This window comes from Paenibacillus terrae HPL-003 (genome assembly GCF_000235585.1).
Classification (GTDB): Bacteria; Bacillota; Bacilli; order Paenibacillales; family Paenibacillaceae; genus Paenibacillus; species Paenibacillus terrae_B.
The window spans coordinates 5,200,393-5,217,397 of sequence record NC_016641.1 but is presented as its reverse complement, the minus strand read 5'-3'; the positions used below and the strand labels follow the sequence as shown (position 1 = coordinate 5,217,397).

Annotated in this window: 21 protein-coding genes; 18 read left to right on the top strand and 3 right to left on the bottom strand. The window is 48.0% G+C overall.

Translation table 11 applies throughout. The features are described from left to right. Window positions 1-30: 30 nt before the first annotated feature. From folD to HPL003_RS23110, 14 genes are all read left to right on the top strand, one after another. A complete protein-coding gene (gene folD, locus HPL003_RS23175) occupies window positions 31-888 on the top strand; it encodes a bifunctional methylenetetrahydrofolate dehydrogenase/methenyltetrahydrofolate cyclohydrolase FolD (protein WP_014282224.1) in 858 nt (285 codons plus the stop codon). Window positions 889-900: 12 nt separating this feature from the next. Continuing rightward, the gene (gene xseA, locus HPL003_RS23170; RefSeq protein WP_014282223.1) at window positions 901-2,265 is read left to right on the top strand and encodes an exodeoxyribonuclease VII large subunit; all 1,365 of its coding nucleotides are present in this window, start codon (window positions 901-903) and stop codon (window positions 2,263-2,265) included. After that, complete coding sequence (gene xseB, locus HPL003_RS23165; protein ID WP_014282222.1) at window positions 2,255-2,515, top strand: exodeoxyribonuclease VII small subunit; 261 nt, start codon at window positions 2,255-2,257, stop codon at window positions 2,513-2,515. The genes xseA and xseB overlap by 11 nt, the downstream gene beginning before the upstream one ends. Continuing rightward, window positions 2,487-3,410 (top strand): polyprenyl synthetase family protein, encoded by a 924-nt coding sequence (locus tag HPL003_RS23160; RefSeq protein ID WP_014282221.1) that lies wholly within the window; start codon window positions 2,487-2,489, stop codon window positions 3,408-3,410. Before xseB ends, HPL003_RS23160 begins: the two co-directional genes overlap by 29 nt. Window positions 3,411-3,518: 108 nt before the next feature. After that, a complete protein-coding gene (gene dxs / locus HPL003_RS23155) occupies window positions 3,519-5,417 on the top strand; it encodes a 1-deoxy-D-xylulose-5-phosphate synthase (protein ID WP_014282220.1) in 1,899 nt (632 codons plus the stop codon). Between the two features lie 75 nt (window positions 5,418-5,492). Continuing rightward, window positions 5,493-6,344 (top strand): TlyA family RNA methyltransferase, encoded by an 852-nt coding sequence (locus tag HPL003_RS23150; RefSeq protein ID WP_014282219.1) that lies wholly within the window; start codon window positions 5,493-5,495, stop codon window positions 6,342-6,344. Window positions 6,345-6,498: 154 nt separating this feature from the next. Continuing rightward, the gene (locus HPL003_RS23145) at window positions 6,499-6,975 is read left to right on the top strand and encodes a hypothetical protein (RefSeq protein WP_014282218.1); all 477 of its coding nucleotides are present in this window, start codon (window positions 6,499-6,501) and stop codon (window positions 6,973-6,975) included. Between the two features lie 16 nt (window positions 6,976-6,991). Further along, on the top strand, window positions 6,992-7,441 hold the full coding sequence (gene ahrC, locus HPL003_RS23140; protein ID WP_014282217.1) for a transcriptional regulator AhrC/ArgR: 450 nt from the start codon (window positions 6,992-6,994) through the stop codon (window positions 7,439-7,441). A gap of 60 nt (window positions 7,442-7,501) precedes the next feature. Further along, entirely contained in the window at window positions 7,502-9,220 is a 1,719-nt protein-coding gene (gene recN, locus HPL003_RS23135) for a DNA repair protein RecN (RefSeq protein WP_014282216.1), read from the top strand. A 123-nt stretch (window positions 9,221-9,343) separates the two neighbouring features. Further along, complete coding sequence (spoIVB, locus tag HPL003_RS23130) at window positions 9,344-10,504, top strand: SpoIVB peptidase (protein WP_014282215.1); 1,161 nt, start codon at window positions 9,344-9,346, stop codon at window positions 10,502-10,504. Window positions 10,505-10,720: 216 nt separating this feature from the next. After that, window positions 10,721-11,524, top strand: a complete 804-nt coding sequence (gene spo0A / locus HPL003_RS23125; RefSeq protein ID WP_014282214.1) for a sporulation transcription factor Spo0A — start codon at window positions 10,721-10,723, stop codon at window positions 11,522-11,524. Window positions 11,525-11,818: 294 nt separating this feature from the next. Further along, window positions 11,819-12,769 (top strand): tyrosine-type recombinase/integrase, encoded by a 951-nt coding sequence (locus HPL003_RS23120; RefSeq protein WP_014282213.1) that lies wholly within the window; start codon window positions 11,819-11,821, stop codon window positions 12,767-12,769. A gap of 15 nt (window positions 12,770-12,784) precedes the next feature. Then, window positions 12,785-13,054, top strand: a complete 270-nt coding sequence (locus HPL003_RS23115) for a type II toxin-antitoxin system HicB family antitoxin (protein WP_014282212.1) — start codon at window positions 12,785-12,787, stop codon at window positions 13,052-13,054. Window positions 13,055-13,197: 143 nt separating this feature from the next. Further along, complete coding sequence (locus HPL003_RS23110; protein WP_014282211.1) at window positions 13,198-13,803, top strand: hypothetical protein; 606 nt, start codon at window positions 13,198-13,200, stop codon at window positions 13,801-13,803. A 130-nt stretch (window positions 13,804-13,933) separates the two neighbouring features. On the opposite strand, the gene HPL003_RS23105 is transcribed toward HPL003_RS23110, so the two are convergent. The 3 genes from HPL003_RS23105 to HPL003_RS23095 all read right to left on the bottom strand — a co-directional run bounded on the left by HPL003_RS23105 (window position 13,934) and on the right by HPL003_RS23095 (window position 15,266). After that, a complete protein-coding gene (locus tag HPL003_RS23105; RefSeq protein ID WP_014282210.1) occupies window positions 13,934-14,137 on the bottom strand; it encodes a YqaE/Pmp3 family membrane protein in 204 nt (67 codons plus the stop codon). Window positions 14,138-14,202: 65 nt separating this feature from the next. Continuing rightward, window positions 14,203-14,748, bottom strand: a complete 546-nt coding sequence (locus tag HPL003_RS23100) for a DUF3102 domain-containing protein (RefSeq protein WP_014282209.1) — start codon at window positions 14,746-14,748, stop codon at window positions 14,203-14,205. 269 nt (window positions 14,749-15,017) lie between these two features. Beyond that, window positions 15,018-15,266 carry a helix-turn-helix domain-containing protein gene (locus tag HPL003_RS23095; protein ID WP_014282208.1) on the bottom strand — a complete coding sequence of 83 codons (249 nt, stop codon included), beginning with the start codon at window positions 15,264-15,266 and terminating at the stop codon, window positions 15,018-15,020. Between the two features lie 374 nt (window positions 15,267-15,640). On the opposite strand from HPL003_RS23095, the gene HPL003_RS23090 reads away from it, so the two are divergent. From HPL003_RS23090 to HPL003_RS23075, 4 genes are all read left to right on the top strand, one after another. Beyond that, the gene (locus HPL003_RS23090) at window positions 15,641-15,976 is read left to right on the top strand and encodes a hypothetical protein (RefSeq protein WP_238533415.1); all 336 of its coding nucleotides are present in this window, start codon (window positions 15,641-15,643) and stop codon (window positions 15,974-15,976) included. 93 nt (window positions 15,977-16,069) lie between these two features. Continuing rightward, complete coding sequence (locus tag HPL003_RS23085) at window positions 16,070-16,273, top strand: hypothetical protein (RefSeq protein ID WP_014282206.1); 204 nt, start codon at window positions 16,070-16,072, stop codon at window positions 16,271-16,273. After that, window positions 16,273-16,491: a hypothetical protein gene (locus HPL003_RS23080; RefSeq protein ID WP_014282205.1), complete on the top strand. Its 219-nt coding sequence runs from the start codon at window positions 16,273-16,275 to the stop codon at window positions 16,489-16,491. Before HPL003_RS23085 ends, HPL003_RS23080 begins: the two co-directional genes overlap by 1 nt. Then, window positions 16,481-16,849 carry a hypothetical protein gene (locus tag HPL003_RS23075; RefSeq protein ID WP_014282204.1) on the top strand — a complete coding sequence of 123 codons (369 nt, stop codon included), beginning with the start codon at window positions 16,481-16,483 and terminating at the stop codon, window positions 16,847-16,849. The genes HPL003_RS23080 and HPL003_RS23075 overlap by 11 nt, the downstream gene beginning before the upstream one ends. The last annotated feature ends 156 nt before the right edge of the window (window positions 16,850-17,005 follow it).

Sequence of the window (17,005 nt, the reverse complement as noted above, 5' to 3'; positions counted from 1 at the left end):
TATTTTACTCAGGTTGGAGAGTGGTTGAATATGTCAGCACCGATCATTGATGGCAAACAAATCTCTAAGGATATTCGCGAAAGCATTCAGCAGGAGGTCGTCCGTCTGAAGGAGCACAACTTTCAGCCTGGATTGGCTGTCGTACTAGTAGGTGAAGATCCAGCTTCTCAGGTATATGTTAGAAACAAGGAAAAGGCATGTCATGATCTCGGTTATTATTCCGAGGTACATCGGTTGGCAGCGGATACTTCGCAGGAAGCATTGCTGGAGCTGGTGGACAAGCTGAATCACCAAAGTAATATTCATGGGATTCTGGTACAGCTTCCGTTGCCAAAGCACATTCATGAAAAAGCAGTCATTGACGCCATTGCAGTCGAGAAGGATGTGGATGGATTCCATCCGGTGAACGTGGGGAATCTGGTCATCGGTGATGATAGTCTCCTGCCTTGTACTCCTGCCGGTGTCATTGAGCTGATCAAGCGTGCGGGGATAGAAATTGCCGGTAAGCATGCGGTGGTCATTGGTCGCAGTAATATCGTGGGCAAGCCGGTATCCCTGTTGTTGCAGCGCGAAAATGCTACGGTGACCATGTGTCACTCTCGTACGGCCAATATCGCCGAGCTGAGTCGGCAAGCGGATATTTTGGTGGTTGCCATCGGCAAAGCCAACTTTATTGATGCTTCGTTCGTGAAGCCTGGAGCAGTGGTCATTGATGTAGGCATGAATCGTCTGGAGAGCGGAAAACTGGCGGGTGACGTTGATTTTGAGAGCGTGAAGCAAGTATCCGGTCCGATTACCCCTGTTCCCGGCGGTGTAGGTCCAATGACGATTACCATGCTGATGCAAAATACGCTCGTAGCGGCCAAGCGGTCGCACGGTTTGGCATAAGGGCGGTTGCCTGTGGCTGAACAGCGTATTTACTCTATTAAAGACCTGAATCGCTATATCCGGATGAAGCTGGAGTCGGATCAGGTGCTGTCGGACGTATGGATACGTGGGGAAATTTCTAACTTTACGCATCATTCGAGTGGTCATATGTACTTTACACTCAAGGATGAGGGCAGCCGCATCCGTTCGATTATGTTTGCGACCCATAATCAGCGGCTTCCCTTCGTGCCAAAGGAAGGTACGCGTGTAATTGCCCGGGGAAACGTATCTGTGTATGAACGGGATGGACAATATCAATTTTATGCGACCCAGATGCAGCCTGATGGCGTGGGAAGTCTCTACCTTGCATATGAGCAGCTCAAGCAAAAGTTGGATATTGAAGGGCTGTTCGACAGCGCCCGCAAGCGCAATCTGCCTGCTCACCCGACGACAATTGGTGTCATTACTTCGCCAACTGGAGCTGCCGTACGCGATATTATCACGACGCTTCAACGGAGATATCCGCAGGCTGGAATTGTACTATATCCTGTTCTTGTGCAGGGAAAAGGTGCTGCACCTGCTATTGTTAAGGCGATTGAAGCCATGAACCGTATGCAGGAGGTTCAAGTGATGATCGTCGGACGGGGCGGTGGCTCGCTGGAGGAATTATGGGCGTTTAACGAGGAAGCGGTTGCGCGTGCCATTTTTGCATCGGGGATTCCGGTCATTTCGGCCGTCGGTCATGAGACGGATTTTACGATTGCGGATTTTGTGGCCGATTTGCGTGCGGCTACGCCGACCGCAGCCGCCGAGCTGGCTGTGCCTCATCAGCAAGAGTTGCGGGATCAGTTACTCCAGAGGGAACATCGATTACGTAACGCACTCCGACAGCGGCTGGAAACCAGCCGTGAACGGTTGACCCGGCTTCGGCGCTCACCGGTGCTGCTGCACCCGCGCCGCTATATGCTACAGCATGCGGAGCGAATGGATATGTTGCATCAGCGGCTCATTCGTGCAGCAGGCAACCGCTCGCGCTTGAACGTGGAGAAGAACGCGCGCATGCGTCAGGTGCTGGAGCGGTTTAACCCGCGTGAACAAATCCGTTCGGCCCGCAAGCAGACGGATGTGGCACAGCGTCAGCTGGAATCTGCGATGCGTGCTATTACCAAGACGGGACGGCAGCAACTGCACGCGGGTATTCGTCAGTTGGATGCGCTTAGCCCGCTCAAGGTCATGTCGCGAGGCTACAGCCTGGTGTACGATGAGCAGGAGAAACGGCTGATCAAGTCGCTAAAAGACGTACAGCCGGGAGATTCCATTAAGATTAAAGTGAGTGACGGGCAATTAGACTGCCAAGTATGGGGAATGAAGGAGGACGCGAAGCACGGTGGCGAATGAAACGGAATTGAATTTTGAAGCGGCCATGGCCGCTCTTGAAGAAATTGTCGGACAACTGGAGCACGGAGACGTTCCTCTGGAGCAAGCCATTGATCTGTTCCAGCGTGGCATGAAGCTGTCTCAGCTTTGCAGTCAAAAGCTGGAGCAAGTTGAACGTAAAATTGAAATGATTGTGGAAGAAGATGGAGATTTTCGCAAGAAGCCTTTCGGCGGCGGGTTAGATGAAAACGGTGGTGAAGGCGTTGAATAGATCGTCGCTCAAGGAATATTTGACCGGGACGGTGGACGCGGTTTCGTCTGCATTGACCGAGCAATTCCCAGCTCATTGGAGCATTCCCGCCGTTCTCCGTGAAGCTATGAATTATTCACTCAACGCAGGCGGAAAACGCCTGCGGCCTCTGCTTGTGATCGCAGCTACCGAAGCATTCGGCGGAAGCCGGGAGGCCGCGTTACCAGTAGCATGTGCGGTAGAAATGGTACATACGTACTCCCTGATTCACGACGATTTACCAGCCATGGATGATGATGATTATCGCCGGGGCAAACTGACGAATCATAAGGTATATGGTGAGGCGGTTGCTGTACTTGCAGGGGATGCATTGCTGACCCACGCTTTTTACAGTGTCGTACAGTCGGGTCGTCGTCACGGAATCTCATCCGATGCGCTGTTGTCCATCGTGGAGGAACTATCCGAAATGAGCGGGGCACGGGGCATGGTAGGCGGTCAGGTCGCGGATATGTCCGGAGAGCAGGGGATGACAGGTATCGAGGAACTGGAATACATCCATCTCCATAAAACCGCGGATTTGATCATTTTCTCCCTCTTGGCAGGTGGACGGATCGGCGGAGCGGACAAGAATCAATTAGAAGCGCTTCGCCAATTTGGACGAGACCTGGGTTTGGCTTTTCAAATTCAGGACGATATACTGGATCTTATAGGCGATGAGAGCAAAATGGGTAAAAAAACGCAAAGTGATGTTGAACAGGAAAAGGTAACTTATCCGTTTTTTATCGGTATGGAGGCATCCCAACAGCAGGTAGAGAAACTCACGGCATCTGCCAAAAAAGCGTTAATTGAAGGCGGTATACCGGATTCGTCGCGTTTGCTAGAGATTGCGGACTACCTGATGAAGCGTGATCATTAGTGCGGTTAAGGCATCATTGGCCTATCTAATGTTTAAGCAAGGTCACATAGTGTGATATAATATTTGTTAACTTTACACACAAACTTGAAGGAAAGCGGGGAGATATGCGTGCTGCTTCCACACATAAAGCAACCAGGCGATCTGAAATCACTGTCGGTTGAGGAGTTGGACTCTCTAGCCGAGGAAATCAGGAGCTTTTTGATTGAGAAGCTGTCCGTGACTGGGGGGCATCTGGCATCGAATCTGGGAGTGGTTGAGCTCACAATCGCCCTGCATTACTGCTATAACAGCCCGAAGGACAAAATGATTTTTGACGTTGGGCATCAGGCCTATGTGCACAAAATATTGACAGGGCGAATGGATCGTTTTGATACCCTTCGTCAGCGTGATGGACTTTGCGGTTTTGTAAAAAGAAGCGAGAGCGAGCATGATGTTTGGGAAGCTGGCCATAGTAGCACTTCTCTGTCAGCCGCGATGGGGATGGCTTTGGCACGAGATTTAAAGGGCGAGGACAATAAAGTTATTGCGTTGATCGGAGATGGAGCATTAACCGGAGGCATGGCCTTTGAAGCGTTGAACCATATTGGTCATGAACGTAAAAATTTGATGGTCATTCTGAATGACAACGAAATGTCGATAGCGCCGAATGTTGGGGCCATGCATAATTATTTGAGCAAAATCCGCTCGGACCGTTATTATTTGCGAGCAAAGGATGAGCTGGAAGTTTTGCTGAAAAAAATACCTGCTATCGGCGGTAAACTTGCCAAATCGGCTGGCCGTGTTAAGGACAGTCTTAAATATATGATGGTGCCGGGCGTGCTGTTTGAGGAACTGGGGCTAACGTATCTCGGTCCGGTAGACGGACATGATTTGCCGAAGTTGATCGAAACCTTCAAGCAGGCTGATAACGTCACTGGCCCAGTGTTGGTTCATGTCGTAACCACTAAGGGAAAGGGTTACAAGCCTGCAGAGGCAGATTCACACAAATGGCACGGAATCAGTCCGTACAAAATGGAATCCGGTCAGGTACTCAAGGCTGTGGGCAACCCCATGTATACGGAAATTTTCGGACGGACGCTGATTGAGCTGGCAGAAAAGGACGAACGTATTATAGCGGTTACGCCTGCCATGCCTGGTGGTTCGGGACTGGTGCCGTTCAGCAAGGAATTCCCTACACGGATGATTGATGTCGGCATTGCGGAGCAGCATGCGGCTACTATGTGTGCTGCGTTGGCAATGGAGGGGATGAAGCCGGTATTTGCGGTATACTCCACTTTTATGCAGCGTGCTTATGATCAAATTGTACATGACATTTGCCGTCATAATGCAAATGTGATGTTTGCGATTGACCGTGCCGGTTTTGTCGGGGCTGACGGAGAAACGCACCATGGCGTGTTCGACGTAGCATTTTTACGTCATATCCCTAATCTGGTGCTTATGATGCCTAAGGATGAAAACGAGCTGCGGCATATGATGAAAACAGCGCTTGATTACGACGATGGTCCGATTGCTTATCGCTATCCTCGTGTTAATGGGGTTGGTGTGCCGTTGGATACAGAGCTGAAAGCTATACCCATCGGGAGTTGGGAGCTTCTCCGCAAGGGTGAGGGCTACGCTGTAATTGCTTCAGGCCCGATGCTCCAGGTGGCAACAGAGGCTGCGGAGGCAATGAAACGCGAGGGCTTGCAGGTGGGTGTTGTCAATGCACGTTTCCTTAAGCCTGTGGATGAGGATATGCTGCGTGAGCTGGCCCGCCAGCATACGAAGCTGATCGTATTGGAAGAAGCCTCTGAAGCGGGAAGCTTGGGTAGCGCCGTGCTGGAATTTTACGCCAAAGAAGAAATGCAAAATGCACAGGTGCGTCTGATGGGGATTCCCGATATGTTTGTGGAGCATGGCTCGATCAAGGAGCAACGCTCAGAAGCGGGCCTTACCGTTGAAGCTGTGTGCCTTAAGCTTCGCAAATGGGCTTCCGAGCCAGTGTATAGCATGGGACAATCGGTATAGAAAAATTTGCGACAACGCTGATATTTATAAAAAAGTATGACAAAAGCAGCGTAGCTGCCTTAAAGGGAGATTAACATGTCTGTTCCGAAGGAACGCATTGATGTATTACTTGTAGAACAAGGCTTTTTTGAAAGCCGTGAAAAAGCCAAAGCCGCAATTATGGCAGGTCTGGTACTGGCCGACAGTGAACGGATCGAGAAGGCGGGTATGAAGGTACCACGCGACAGCGAGCTTAAAGTAAAGGGTGCAGTGCATCCATATGCAAGCCGTGGAGGCTTGAAGCTGGAAAAGGCTATCCGTCAATTCGAGCTGGATATGAAGGGCAGAACGATGCTGGATATCGGCTCATCCACCGGAGGTTTTACGGATTGTGCCCTCCAGCATGGAGCGGAGTATGTATATGCCATTGACGTGGGATATAATCAGCTGGACTGGTCCCTTCGTAATGACGAACGGGTATGCGTAATGGAGAAAACGAATTTCAGGTATATGACGCCTGCGGATTTGAACGGTCCTGTACCGAATTTTGCAAGTATTGATGTTTCTTTTATTTCGCTGCGCATTATTTTGCCACCATTGCTTGCGTTGCTGCATCAGCCTGCTGACATTGTGGCTCTGATTAAGCCGCAATTTGAAGCTGGGCGTGAAAAGGTGGGGAAATCCGGCGTCGTCCGCGATCCCGCAACGCACAAAGAAGTGTTGCAAACCATCCTGACATTCTCGCACGAGCTTGGACTTTCGTTGCAAGGATTGACTTATTCTCCTATTACGGGTGGAGAAGGCAATATTGAATTTTTGGCACATTGGCGTTTGGATGAGCCTGCTATTGCAGACCCGCAACAGGAAAGCGTTGATTTCCGTCCGTTAATTGACCTTACTGTTCAGGAAGCAGGGCAGACCTTCAATAATGGTCCGTCGCGTAAGTAACATTCAGGGGTTCTCAAGAGTTCTGTGAACTTAAGGGAACCTCTTTTTGGTGTGAGGGATTGATTAACGAACTCACGTTCGCCTATAATGAGATATACAGGAGAAAAGGGATTTCACTTCCTGTCCTAGAATATGTCCATGAGGTGATCGATTCATGGACACGCGATATGATACGGTTATCATTGTCGTGATCGGCGTAATATTAGCGGTATGGGCTTTTTACAGTCTACGTACCTGGTTAAAGGAGCCGGGACCACTTGTATTAAAGACTATACCGATTAACGAGGAGTTGGACGAAGGGCCTGCTGTGGACTTGCTGGAAGACGCGGGTTATGAGCTGGTGGGCGGAAAAATGAAAATACCGCTTGCTTTTAAAGTGAATGGACATACCGTGTATAGCCGTTTGTTTATAGACTATGTGGCTGTGCGAAATGGTTCAACATATATGGTCAAAACGTCACGCCGCAAGAGACCGATGGAGTGGAATGGTCCTGATTTGCGGGACAGGCTTATGCCTTATCTGCTGCTTTATCCGGGCTGTGCGGGCGTATTGTACGTTGATACGGACGAACGGAATATCCGCCTTATTACATTGGCGGAAGACATCGACGAAGAGGAATATGAAGGTTAATCCATAGGAGGATTTTATGAAGGGTCAACGACATATTAAAATTAGGGAAATTATTTCACAACGGGAAATTGAAACGCAGGACGATCTGGTTGAAGCCTTACGCAAGGCTGGTTTTCAGGTCACTCAAGCCACTGTATCTAGGGACATTAAGGAGCTGCTGCTTATTAAAGTTCCGATGGATGATGGCAGGTACAAATATTCGATGCCTTCAGATCAGCGATATAACCCGGCGCAGAAACTGAAGCGTACATTGGTCGACAACTTTTTACATATTGATTATACGACCAATCTGATCGTGATGAAGTGTCTTCCGGGAACGGCGAACTCGATTGCTGCATTATTGGACAACATTGAATGGCCTGAAATTATGGGTACCATTAGTGGGGATGACACCATTTTGATTATTTGCCGATCAGAAGAGAACAGCGAAGCCATTGTGAATCGTCTTATGGGCTACATTTCCTGAACAAGATTTCTTAGGCCTATTTAGACGTTTGAATTTGTACATCATAGAGGTGAAAGAACGATGCTGGTCACTTTATCTATACGAAATTTGGCAGTTGTAGAGGCTGTCGATGTTCACTTTTATAAAGGGTTCCACGTATTGACCGGAGAAACAGGTGCCGGTAAATCCATCATTATTGATGCCCTCGGTCTGATTGCTGGAGGCAGAGGTTCCGCCGATCTGGTCCGTTATGGGTGTGATAAAGCAGAGATGGAGGCGCTGTTTGAGCTGCCTGTTAAGCATCCGGTTTGGGCAACGCTAGAAGAGCAAGGTATCAAGGCGAATGCGGAAGAACATCTATTGATTCGGCGGGAACTGACCGTTCAAGGCAAAAGTTCATCGCGGATTAACGGTCAAATGGTCAATTTAACGATGCTGCGTGAGGTGGGTGAGCAACTCGTCAATATTCACGGTCAGCATGAGCATCAAAGTTTGCTACGTGCAGACCGTCATCTGGCGTTGCTGGATACGTTCGGTGATTCGGTCATCGGTCCGGTCAAAACGCTTTACAGAGAGCGCTACAATGCTTTTGTCAAAGCGGAAAAAGAAGTACGGGAGCTGCAAAGTTCCAGTCAAAAGGCCTATCAGTTATTGGACATGTATCGGTTTCAATTGGAGGAAATTGCTGCTGCCGAACTTAAATTGGGAGAGGATGAATTATTGGCAGAAGAACGGGTCAAGCTATCCCATAGTGAGAAAATGATGGATGGGATATCAGGAGCCTACGATCTGCTAAGCGGCAGAGGCGGACTGGATATGATCAATAACGTGTTGTCCAGACTGAATGATGTCCAAAGCTATGACAGCAAAAGCCTTCAGCCCATTGCGGAGCAGATTCAATCTGCTTTTTACCAGCTGGAGGATGCAGCGTTCCAATTACGCTCGTATCGTGAAGATATTGAATTTAATCCGGGCAAGCTGCATGAAGTGGAGCAACGTCTAAATCAAATTACCGGGTTACAGCGAAAATATGGTGATAGTATAGAGCAGATTTTGGAATACTATAGCCGTATTGAGCAGGAAACCGATATGCTGGAGAATAAGGATGAACGGCTGGAGCAATTAATTGCAAAGCGGGATGAGTTGCTTTCGGATTTGCTCCAGATTGCGGAAGAGCTTACAGAAGCGCGTGAAATTTGTGCTGAAGAGCTGGCCGAGCAGGTAGAGCAGGAGTTAAAGGATCTGCAAATGGAAAGAACGTCACTCAAGGTACGTATTGATCCAATTGAAGATCCGCGCGGATATGAATATAAAGGTCGGCGGGTACGCCCAACCAAGCAGGGCATCGATAATGCGGAATTTCTGATTTCCCCGAATCCGGGGGAGCCGCTTCGTCCGCTGGGCAAGATTGCTTCTGGTGGTGAACTGTCCCGTATTATGTTGGCGATGAAAAGTATTTTTGCACGTCATGATCAAATTCCGGTACTCATTTTTGACGAGGTGGATACTGGGGTAAGCGGTCGTGCGGCTCAATCCATTGCCGAAAAGCTGTATCGTTTGTCTTCTGTCTGTCAGGTATTCTCGATTACTCATTTGCCGCAGGTGGCATGTATGGCAGATCACCAGTACCTTATTGAGAAGAATGTTCATGACGAACGTACAATGACGCAAATTGAAGCGTTAAATGAGGACGGACGTGTGAAGGAATTGGCACGTATGCTGGGCGGCGTGGAAATTACCGAAAAAACTTTGCATCACGCACAGGAAATGTTGAATTTGGCGGAAGGAAAGAAAGCCTGAATAGAGCGACTGGCGTAATGATTTACAGTTATAAAAGCCTGGGGGCAAGGTTACCTTATAGGTACGCAATTGGCGACCACCTTTACTCGTCAAGCGAAAGAAGCAAAGGGAGCGTGACAGCCATTGAATTTTTACTCCAGGATCAAATTGCTCGGTCTTTTGCTTGTTTTTCTTATTTGTTGTATCGGTAACGCCAAGCAAGTGCATGCAGCGCTGCCTTCACAAGCTTCTCTGGAATTATTCGGTTCCCATGCAGTGAAGACGTCTCAAGAGAACGTGATCCCCGATTTGAAGGTGTATCCAGGGGGTCAGACGATCGGGGTCAAAGTAAAATCTTCAGGAGTGCTTGTTGTTGGTCATCATGTTATTCAGGAAAGTGTGGACCGCAAGGTGTCACCTGGAGAGACTGCCGGGATTCGTCTCGGTGATCGGATCACCCATATGAATGGCAAACCGCTGGATAGCCTGACAAAGGTAGCGGAGGCTGTAGAGGAAGCAGGAAAGAACAAAAAACCGCTCGACATCACGCTTTGCCGAGGGGAGCAGACGATTTCCACCAAGCTAACACCAGCTTATGATCGTGATGACAAAGCATGGCGGCTTGGACTGTATATTAGGGACTCGGCTGCGGGTGTAGGCACCTTGACCTTTTACGCACCGGATCAGGGGGTATACGGGGCCTTGGGGCACGTGATCACCGACATGAATACCCAGACTCCCATTGTTGTGGGCAGCGGAGAAATAGTGCAATCCAATGTGACGTCAATTGCGAAAAGTCAAAGTGGTGAACCTGGGGAAAAACGCGCACATTTTCTCAAGGATCATCGGGTGTTAGGCAATATTGAACGAAACACGAACTTCGGGATTTTTGGGAAGATGTCAGATGAGCCGCAATATGGTTTGTATTCCAAGCCAATACCTGTGGCATTTGCGAATGAAATAAAGGAAGGTCCCGCAGAAATTTTGACTGTATTGGAAGGTCAGCAGATTCAGCGGTTTCAGGCAGAGGTCGTACACATTTCTCAACAGGATAAACCGGCAACCAAAGGACTTGTTATTCGTATCGTAGATCCAAAGCTGCTGGATAAGACCGGGGGAATTGTACAAGGGATGAGCGGAAGCCCAATTATTCAGAACGGCAAGCTCATCGGGGCTGTGACGCATGTATTTGTTAACGATCCGAAATCAGGCTACGGCTGCTTTATCGAATGGATGCTGCGCGATGCAGGAATCATGCAGAATAACGTAAGCTTGAAATCATCCTCTAATCTTAAGGCGAGCTAGTGGCCTTAAGATTTTTTTGTCGAAAGGCCAAGAATTAACTCGTAATAGCAAGTTAAAGAATTAATTATAATGGAAACAATAAAAAAAATAAATAAAAATAATTTTCGACAGAAGGAATTCATAATTCGATGTCGAAATCATATACTCCGACAAGAAATATTTATTTGCTGTAAACTGATATCCCAACTGAATAACACTCAATAAGGAGGAAGTACATTGCAAAAAATTGAGGTATTGTTGGCTGATGACAACCGGGAATTTACGAATTTGCTTGCCGAATATATTTCCGATCAGGAGGATATGGAAGTTACAGGAATCGCCTATAATGGTGAAGAAGTGCTCCAACACATCGCAGAATCCCGCAACGTACCTGATGTACTCATTTTAGATATTATCATGCCTCATCTGGATGGTCTCGGCGTTTTGGAGCGCTTGAGAGAAATGAACCTGTCTCCACAGCCGAAAATCATTATGCTGACTGCATTCGGTCAAGAAAATATTACGCAAAGGGCCGTACAGCTCGGGGCATCTTATTATATTTTGAAGCCATTTGACATGGAAGTGCTTGCCAACCGTGTTCGTCAATTGGTGGGACCACAATTAGTTAGCAGTAGTCCGGTGACCGTTTCTTCCATGCGGTCTAATGTGGTGCCAATGGGGAAAACGAAAAACCTGGATGCCAGTATTACGGCCATTATCCATGAAATCGGTGTGCCAGCTCACATTAAAGGCTACCAATATTTACGAGAAGCCATTACCATGGTGTACAATAATATCGAAATTTTGGGTTCCATAACTAAAACACTATATCCGGCAATCGCCGAAAAATTCAAAACGACGGCATCCCGTGTGGAACGCGCCATTCGTCATGCTATCGAGGTAGCATGGACACGTGGCAACATCGACAGTATCTCTCACCTGTTCGGATACACCATTAATATCTCCAAATCCAAGCCGACCAACTCAGAGTTTATTGCCATGGTAGCTGACAAGCTGCGGATTGAGAATAAGGTGAGTTGAACGTTGATATAACGCGGAAAATTGAACGTGAGTAGAACGGATGTTCGCGTTAATTTATCGGCCGTTGCACCGGAGATTCCGATAAACTTTCGCTCGTTATTCCGATAAACCTTTCCACAATTGGGTTAAACTTACGCGCATATTTATAGGAAATTTTGCTGAAACTAATACTAACGCAATATGTACGAAAATACAAACGTTTGAATAGCGCTCATCTCTTCGGAGGTGGGCGTTTTTGTATCCGCTGAGTTAATGGTTTAAACTTTCTCTTAATAATAGGAGAGGAGTTTGAACATGGACTACAAAGAGAAAAGAAAGAAAATCATCGAACAAAAGCAGAACAAGGAGCTATTGGAGATGGACGAAGCTATAACTGGTTTCCTTCAGTCAAGGAAGCTCAAAAATCTGACCGAAAATACACATGATTTTTACTTTCAAACTTTGAGTAAGTTTAAAGAGTTCCTGGCCGAAAACGACGTATCGCGCCCTATAGACGTAATTACGGAGGACGTATACGAATTTATACAACGTAGATTAGACATAGGTAATAAAGCGTCTACAGTCAACAAATATATAAGAGGTTTGCGCGCGTTCTTTAATCACTTGCATAGTTCGGGCTACTTAAATGAGAACCCAATGGAACCGATTGATAAGCTCGTTGAAGAAAAGCGCATTAACCGCACGCTAAGCCGCGAACAGGTTGTTGCGTTATTGGACGCGCCTGATAGAGGCACGATAGCCGGATTCCGCGCCTACGTTTTCCTGCTCGTTCTCTTGGATACGGGAATACGCCTGGAGGAGGCGCTGACCTTCCGTGTCCATGACGTTTACTGGAAGGAGCGCGTGATTCAAATTTACGGGAAGGGCCGTACAGAACGCGTTGTGCCATTTAGCGAAACTCTGGCGCTAAGATTACGTGAATATCAGGAGATGCGTGGAGAGCAGGAACATGATATTTTCTTCGTGAATGCGGAGGGTCAGCCGCTTAGACGGCGCTATGTACAGGAGCAGATAAGTGATTACGGAAAAATGGCGAATATCAAGGGAGTACGCGTGTCGTGCCATTCGCTGCGGTATACGTTTGCACGCAATTACTTAATGAACGGTGGTGATATTGTTTCGCTTATGTCGATCATGGGCCACAAAACGCTGGAGATGGTGAAGCTCTACGCAGAGATGTATCAGCCGGACATTTCCATGCAACATACGAAATATTCACCGGTAAATTCGATACTAAACGATTAATAGGAGGCGTCACTTATGAAAAACCGATACGTATACCCGGCCATATTCGATTACCCAGGCGAAGGATCAGACGATGGTATTTCCGTCAGCTTCCCGGACTTGCCAGGCGCATACACATGCGGCGACACCGACGAAGAAGCGCTATATATGGCGAAGGATTGCCTTGCGCTGCATCTCTACGGAATGGAAGCGGATGGTGACGATATTCCGGAACCCTCACGATTGGTAAGCATCGTAACAGAGGCGAATCAATCCGTCGTGTTGATTGACGTATGGATGCCGTAGGAACGGAGGGGTAGATTGGACTCATTTGCGCGATACTGCGTAGGTGGGTCCGCTATTTTCTTTTTATACATAGGAAAAATATACTAGATTACGAGCTGATTCCATAGTAAAATATGTCTATATTAGTCGAGAGGATGTATATTATGGGTGAATTAAGTAGTTATGAAGTCGTAGGGGAAAAACAGACCGCACCACTAAACAAGCTTGCGTTAGTGGCGACGATACTGGCGGGCGTGGCGGTTGTTGCGGCGAGCGTGCTGTTCGTTGTAAATAACAGTCTAAAGGCGCAGGTAGCTTCGTTGAAAACGGAAAACGCAACGCTGGCGAAGTCGGTAGATGACGTTAAAGCAGCGCAGGATACTAACGCGCAGGAAATCGCTACATATAAGTCTGTCGCTTACATGACGGAGGCGGCCCACGTTATCGAGGGTTCAGTAGTCACCGACGATTTCGTAGTAGATCGGATATACTTCAACCAAACGGGTGGGGGCGAACTTGGTAGCGTAACTATGGACGTTACTAATCAACCACCGATGGCGTTGGCGTATAAAGGAAAAGGTGCGTACACTGTCGGAGATCGCGAGTTGAGAGCAAAGGCTAACAGCCTTATCGCGGCGGCCAAAAAGTATTACGGTGACGCACCAGGTATGCCGAAATGGGCGGATTCTACAGCCGTTAACTTGTCCGTTCAAAACTACGATATTGGTAGTTACACAGACGGTGAGTTTATGCTGGTAGGGGAGAAGTAGACGCATTTTCACCGCAAATCAGCGCCTTAACTCCGTCCTGAATACCCACGCAAGAGTAGTGCTATAAACGCCTAATTTCACGTTAAAAGCCCGTAATCCTCTGCGTTGAGGACACGGGCTTTTTCGTTGTTTATCGGTTCTGCCCACGCTGTACTGCGCGGATAAGCTCTTCGTTTCGCAAGTCAGCTTTGTGGCTGTTTACAACGACCAGTGCGTGGATGACACCGGGCACGAAGAAAAATAGACACAGTATAAAATTTAAAATAGCCTGGCCGGGTTTACCACAAAGTAGAACCGCCAGTGGTGGAATCAGAATAGCAAGAAGGTATCGCATCAGATGTAACCCCTTTTACGTTTATTTACTTTGAGCACAATTTTATCAGATAGAGGGGAATTATACTACGAAAAAATTGGGAATTTTACCCTCGGTGGCTCTGCACGCACCGCTTCCAACGTATCGCACACGACGTCGTAATCATCCTCCGCCTTCTCCGCACGATCCTCCGCAAGCTCCCGCGCCTCACGTTCGGCCTTCAGCGCAGCCTTGACTTCACGGAGTTCACGGACGGTCATTTCGTCAACAGTTTTGGTGGCGCCTGTTGACGGGATAGTATGCGAAGAAGAGACGAAGGACGAACGGTCGATATCGGAGGGTAACTGAAGGATCTCAAATACTTTACTAGATGAGATTCGGGACGACGTCGTCCCAAGTTCGTCAAATGCCTGGATGAACCTGTTAGCGGACCTCCGCGCCATGTCACACTCCTCAGCACACCAGCGCTCCCAATCACGGTAACCATTAAGACCATACTTTTGCGGCTGATCTCTAACGGATTTGAGACGGCGCCCAATTTCGTAAATCGCCTCACCTGCAACGCGCTTGTATGCGTTGATTTCCGCAGTTATCGTAGGTAAATCGGATGATAAAGTTGCGATTTCACTCACGTTGATCCCTCCTTTCGTTTAATTTGCGGTGAATCATCGGTAATCGCGATACGCCTTGACTTCATGTTGCAAAGGACCTGCGTTCAATCTATAGGACAAAGCGTACATGTTCGGACGACCCACCTTGGGTATTTCCCTGCGTTAAACGCAGAGTATGTCGCGTCGTTTCACCGTAAAATCACCGTGAATCAGGCCGCTAAAGCCTACGTTAAGGGGTACGGGAGGGGACGGAGGATAGGCGCTGATTTAACGCAAAAAAGACCGCGAGATTAACGGTCTTCTTTTTTTGGCTCGGTACTTTCTTTGACATTCGTTATGTATTTAATCAAATCCCCCGGTTGACAGTTTAATACTGAGCAAACTCGATCAAGTGTCTCGATAGTAATAGACTTTACGTCAACGCCCTCGTTTGTTACCCATTGGCTTATGGTGTTTGGGCGGATACCTGAGCTTTTAGACAATGCATACATACTCATTTCTCTTTTCTTGAGCATCTCTTCAAGTGTAAAACGAATCATCCGCGACCCTCCTTGTAATTAATTTTATTTTATCATAAAAGGGGCTTGACTATATTAACTCATAGGGTTATTATCGAATCAGGTTATTAACGTATTGAGTTATTAAAAAGTTTCATCTTTATCCCGAGCAACATCGTATTGTTCCGAAGCATCACCGCCAAAGTGTCGGTTAAAGCTACACTTTCAATTCATCCTATAATCCCGCTAGGAGGCGCAATCATATGCCAATCACGTTAGGTTTCATCCGTAATCGTCGCGAAAGTAACGTCATCATCACGGTCGGAAGCGGCCGCACTCGCCAAGAACTCCGTGTTACATCGGAATTATTCTTCACTATTATACCGCAAGCTAATCCGTTTCTCTACGGTGATGTTGTGGAAGCTACGCCGGCACAACTCGTCGAACTCGGCTTTGAATTAGACGCAGAAATGAAACGGGAAGTCTTCCGTGTTGTTCGTCCGCTAGTTACGCCAGCTCAAGTCCGCTACGTACTCGATCCATCTACGGGTAACTACATACTTCGGTACGTCGGTACGCGTCAGGAGCTCGTCATACAGCCACGGGCGTTCTGGAAAATAACCGGAGTCAGTCGTCGGTCGCCGCTCGGTAGTTTAACGCTGTCAATGGACGTCATGAGTGAACTCGGATTCATCGTCAAGAAGGGAGGCGCACAGATTGAACGCAGTAACCAATTTATTAACTACGCGTAACATCGTATTGTCACGTAAGGCTCGTAAACATATCATCGCAATACTTAGATTCGTCTATGCAGTCGTATTGATTGCGCGTGAGGTGTTGGCGTGATGACGTACTTAGAAATATTCACGGATTATCGGCTAGGTTCGGAAACCTACGGTGAGGCGTTAATGATCGCGTTTCGGTTCTACATTCTCGCGGTCGGCAACGTATTAGGGAGTCCGCACTTCACCGATGCCGAACGAATTGAGACGTTAAAAGAACTAGACACAGCGTTTAACAACGTATTTCCGAATGGGGGCGTTTCTTAATGGCGGCCGATCACTGTTACAGATGCGTAGTCGATTTCGGCGACATTCGCATGACCTTTCCGGTATACTCGCCGCGCCAGCTTACGAATGATGAGCTTCGGGATATTGCGATTGAGCAGGCGGTTCAGAACGCGAATGACACCGGGCACAACGTCACGGCTACCGACATCAAGCCAGTCGGATTTAACTACGAAGGAGCGTACGAAAATGGAGACTAAAACAAACGTATTGGAGAAAGCGGCGCTTGCTTACGGTCCGTACGATCTGCCGCATATGTATGAACTCGTGGAGGGCGTTTTGTACGCTGACCGCTACTTCTTTCATCTTGAGACCGGAATTTTGTGGCTTCGTCACGTCCGCAAGGTCGAGCACCCGGAACACACGCACCTATTTATCGACGGGGATAGCGGCGGCCTTCAACTCGGGAAGAACGTTCAGCGCGACTTGCTGGAAGTGGTTACGGAAGTCCTCAACCATATCCGTGCCATGAACGGGTTAACGTTTTTGGTAGATGAACTCCTTTGGCTCGATGATCGCGGCGATATCGAATTGAATCTCGTTAAGAAGAAGGGATAACGCGCACTCCGATGAACTTAAACGCCAATATGGGGAGGAGACGCGCGTGTACTATCCGGCTGTCTTTGCGCTAACATCGGCAGTCAATCGTTTGGGAGTGGTACGACGTCGTACCATTTGCCCGTACCGTCAGCGCCAACTGGCGGAGTGCCTACG

Excerpts from the sequence above, each read along its gene's own strand:
- folD (WP_014282224.1), top strand. The coding sequence starts at position 31 with ATGTCAGCACCGATCATTGATGGCAAACAAATCTCTAAGGATATTCGC.
- HPL003_RS23160 (WP_014282221.1), top strand. The coding sequence starts at position 2,487 with ATGAAAACGGTGGTGAAGGCGTTGAATAGATCGTCGCTCAAGGAATAT.
- HPL003_RS23150 (WP_014282219.1), top strand. The coding sequence starts at position 5,493 with ATGTCTGTTCCGAAGGAACGCATTGATGTATTACTTGTAGAACAAGGC.
- HPL003_RS23145 (WP_014282218.1), top strand. The coding sequence starts at position 6,499 with ATGGACACGCGATATGATACGGTTATCATTGTCGTGATCGGCGTAATA.
- ahrC (WP_014282217.1), top strand. The coding sequence starts at position 6,992 with ATGAAGGGTCAACGACATATTAAAATTAGGGAAATTATTTCACAACGG.
- recN (WP_014282216.1), top strand. The coding sequence starts at position 7,502 with ATGCTGGTCACTTTATCTATACGAAATTTGGCAGTTGTAGAGGCTGTC.
- HPL003_RS23120 (WP_014282213.1), top strand. The coding sequence starts at position 11,819 with ATGGACTACAAAGAGAAAAGAAAGAAAATCATCGAACAAAAGCAGAAC.
- HPL003_RS23115 (WP_014282212.1), top strand. The coding sequence starts at position 12,785 with ATGAAAAACCGATACGTATACCCGGCCATATTCGATTACCCAGGCGAA.
- HPL003_RS23110 (WP_014282211.1), top strand. The coding sequence starts at position 13,198 with ATGGGTGAATTAAGTAGTTATGAAGTCGTAGGGGAAAAACAGACCGCA.
- HPL003_RS23105 (WP_014282210.1), bottom strand. The coding sequence starts at position 14,137 with ATGCGATACCTTCTTGCTATTCTGATTCCACCACTGGCGGTTCTACTT.
- HPL003_RS23095 (WP_014282208.1), bottom strand. The coding sequence starts at position 15,266 with ATGATTCGTTTTACACTTGAAGAGATGCTCAAGAAAAGAGAAATGAGT.
- HPL003_RS23085 (WP_014282206.1), top strand. The coding sequence starts at position 16,070 with ATGACGTACTTAGAAATATTCACGGATTATCGGCTAGGTTCGGAAACC.
- HPL003_RS23080 (WP_014282205.1), top strand. The coding sequence starts at position 16,273 with ATGGCGGCCGATCACTGTTACAGATGCGTAGTCGATTTCGGCGACATT.
- HPL003_RS23075 (WP_014282204.1), top strand. The coding sequence starts at position 16,481 with ATGGAGACTAAAACAAACGTATTGGAGAAAGCGGCGCTTGCTTACGGT.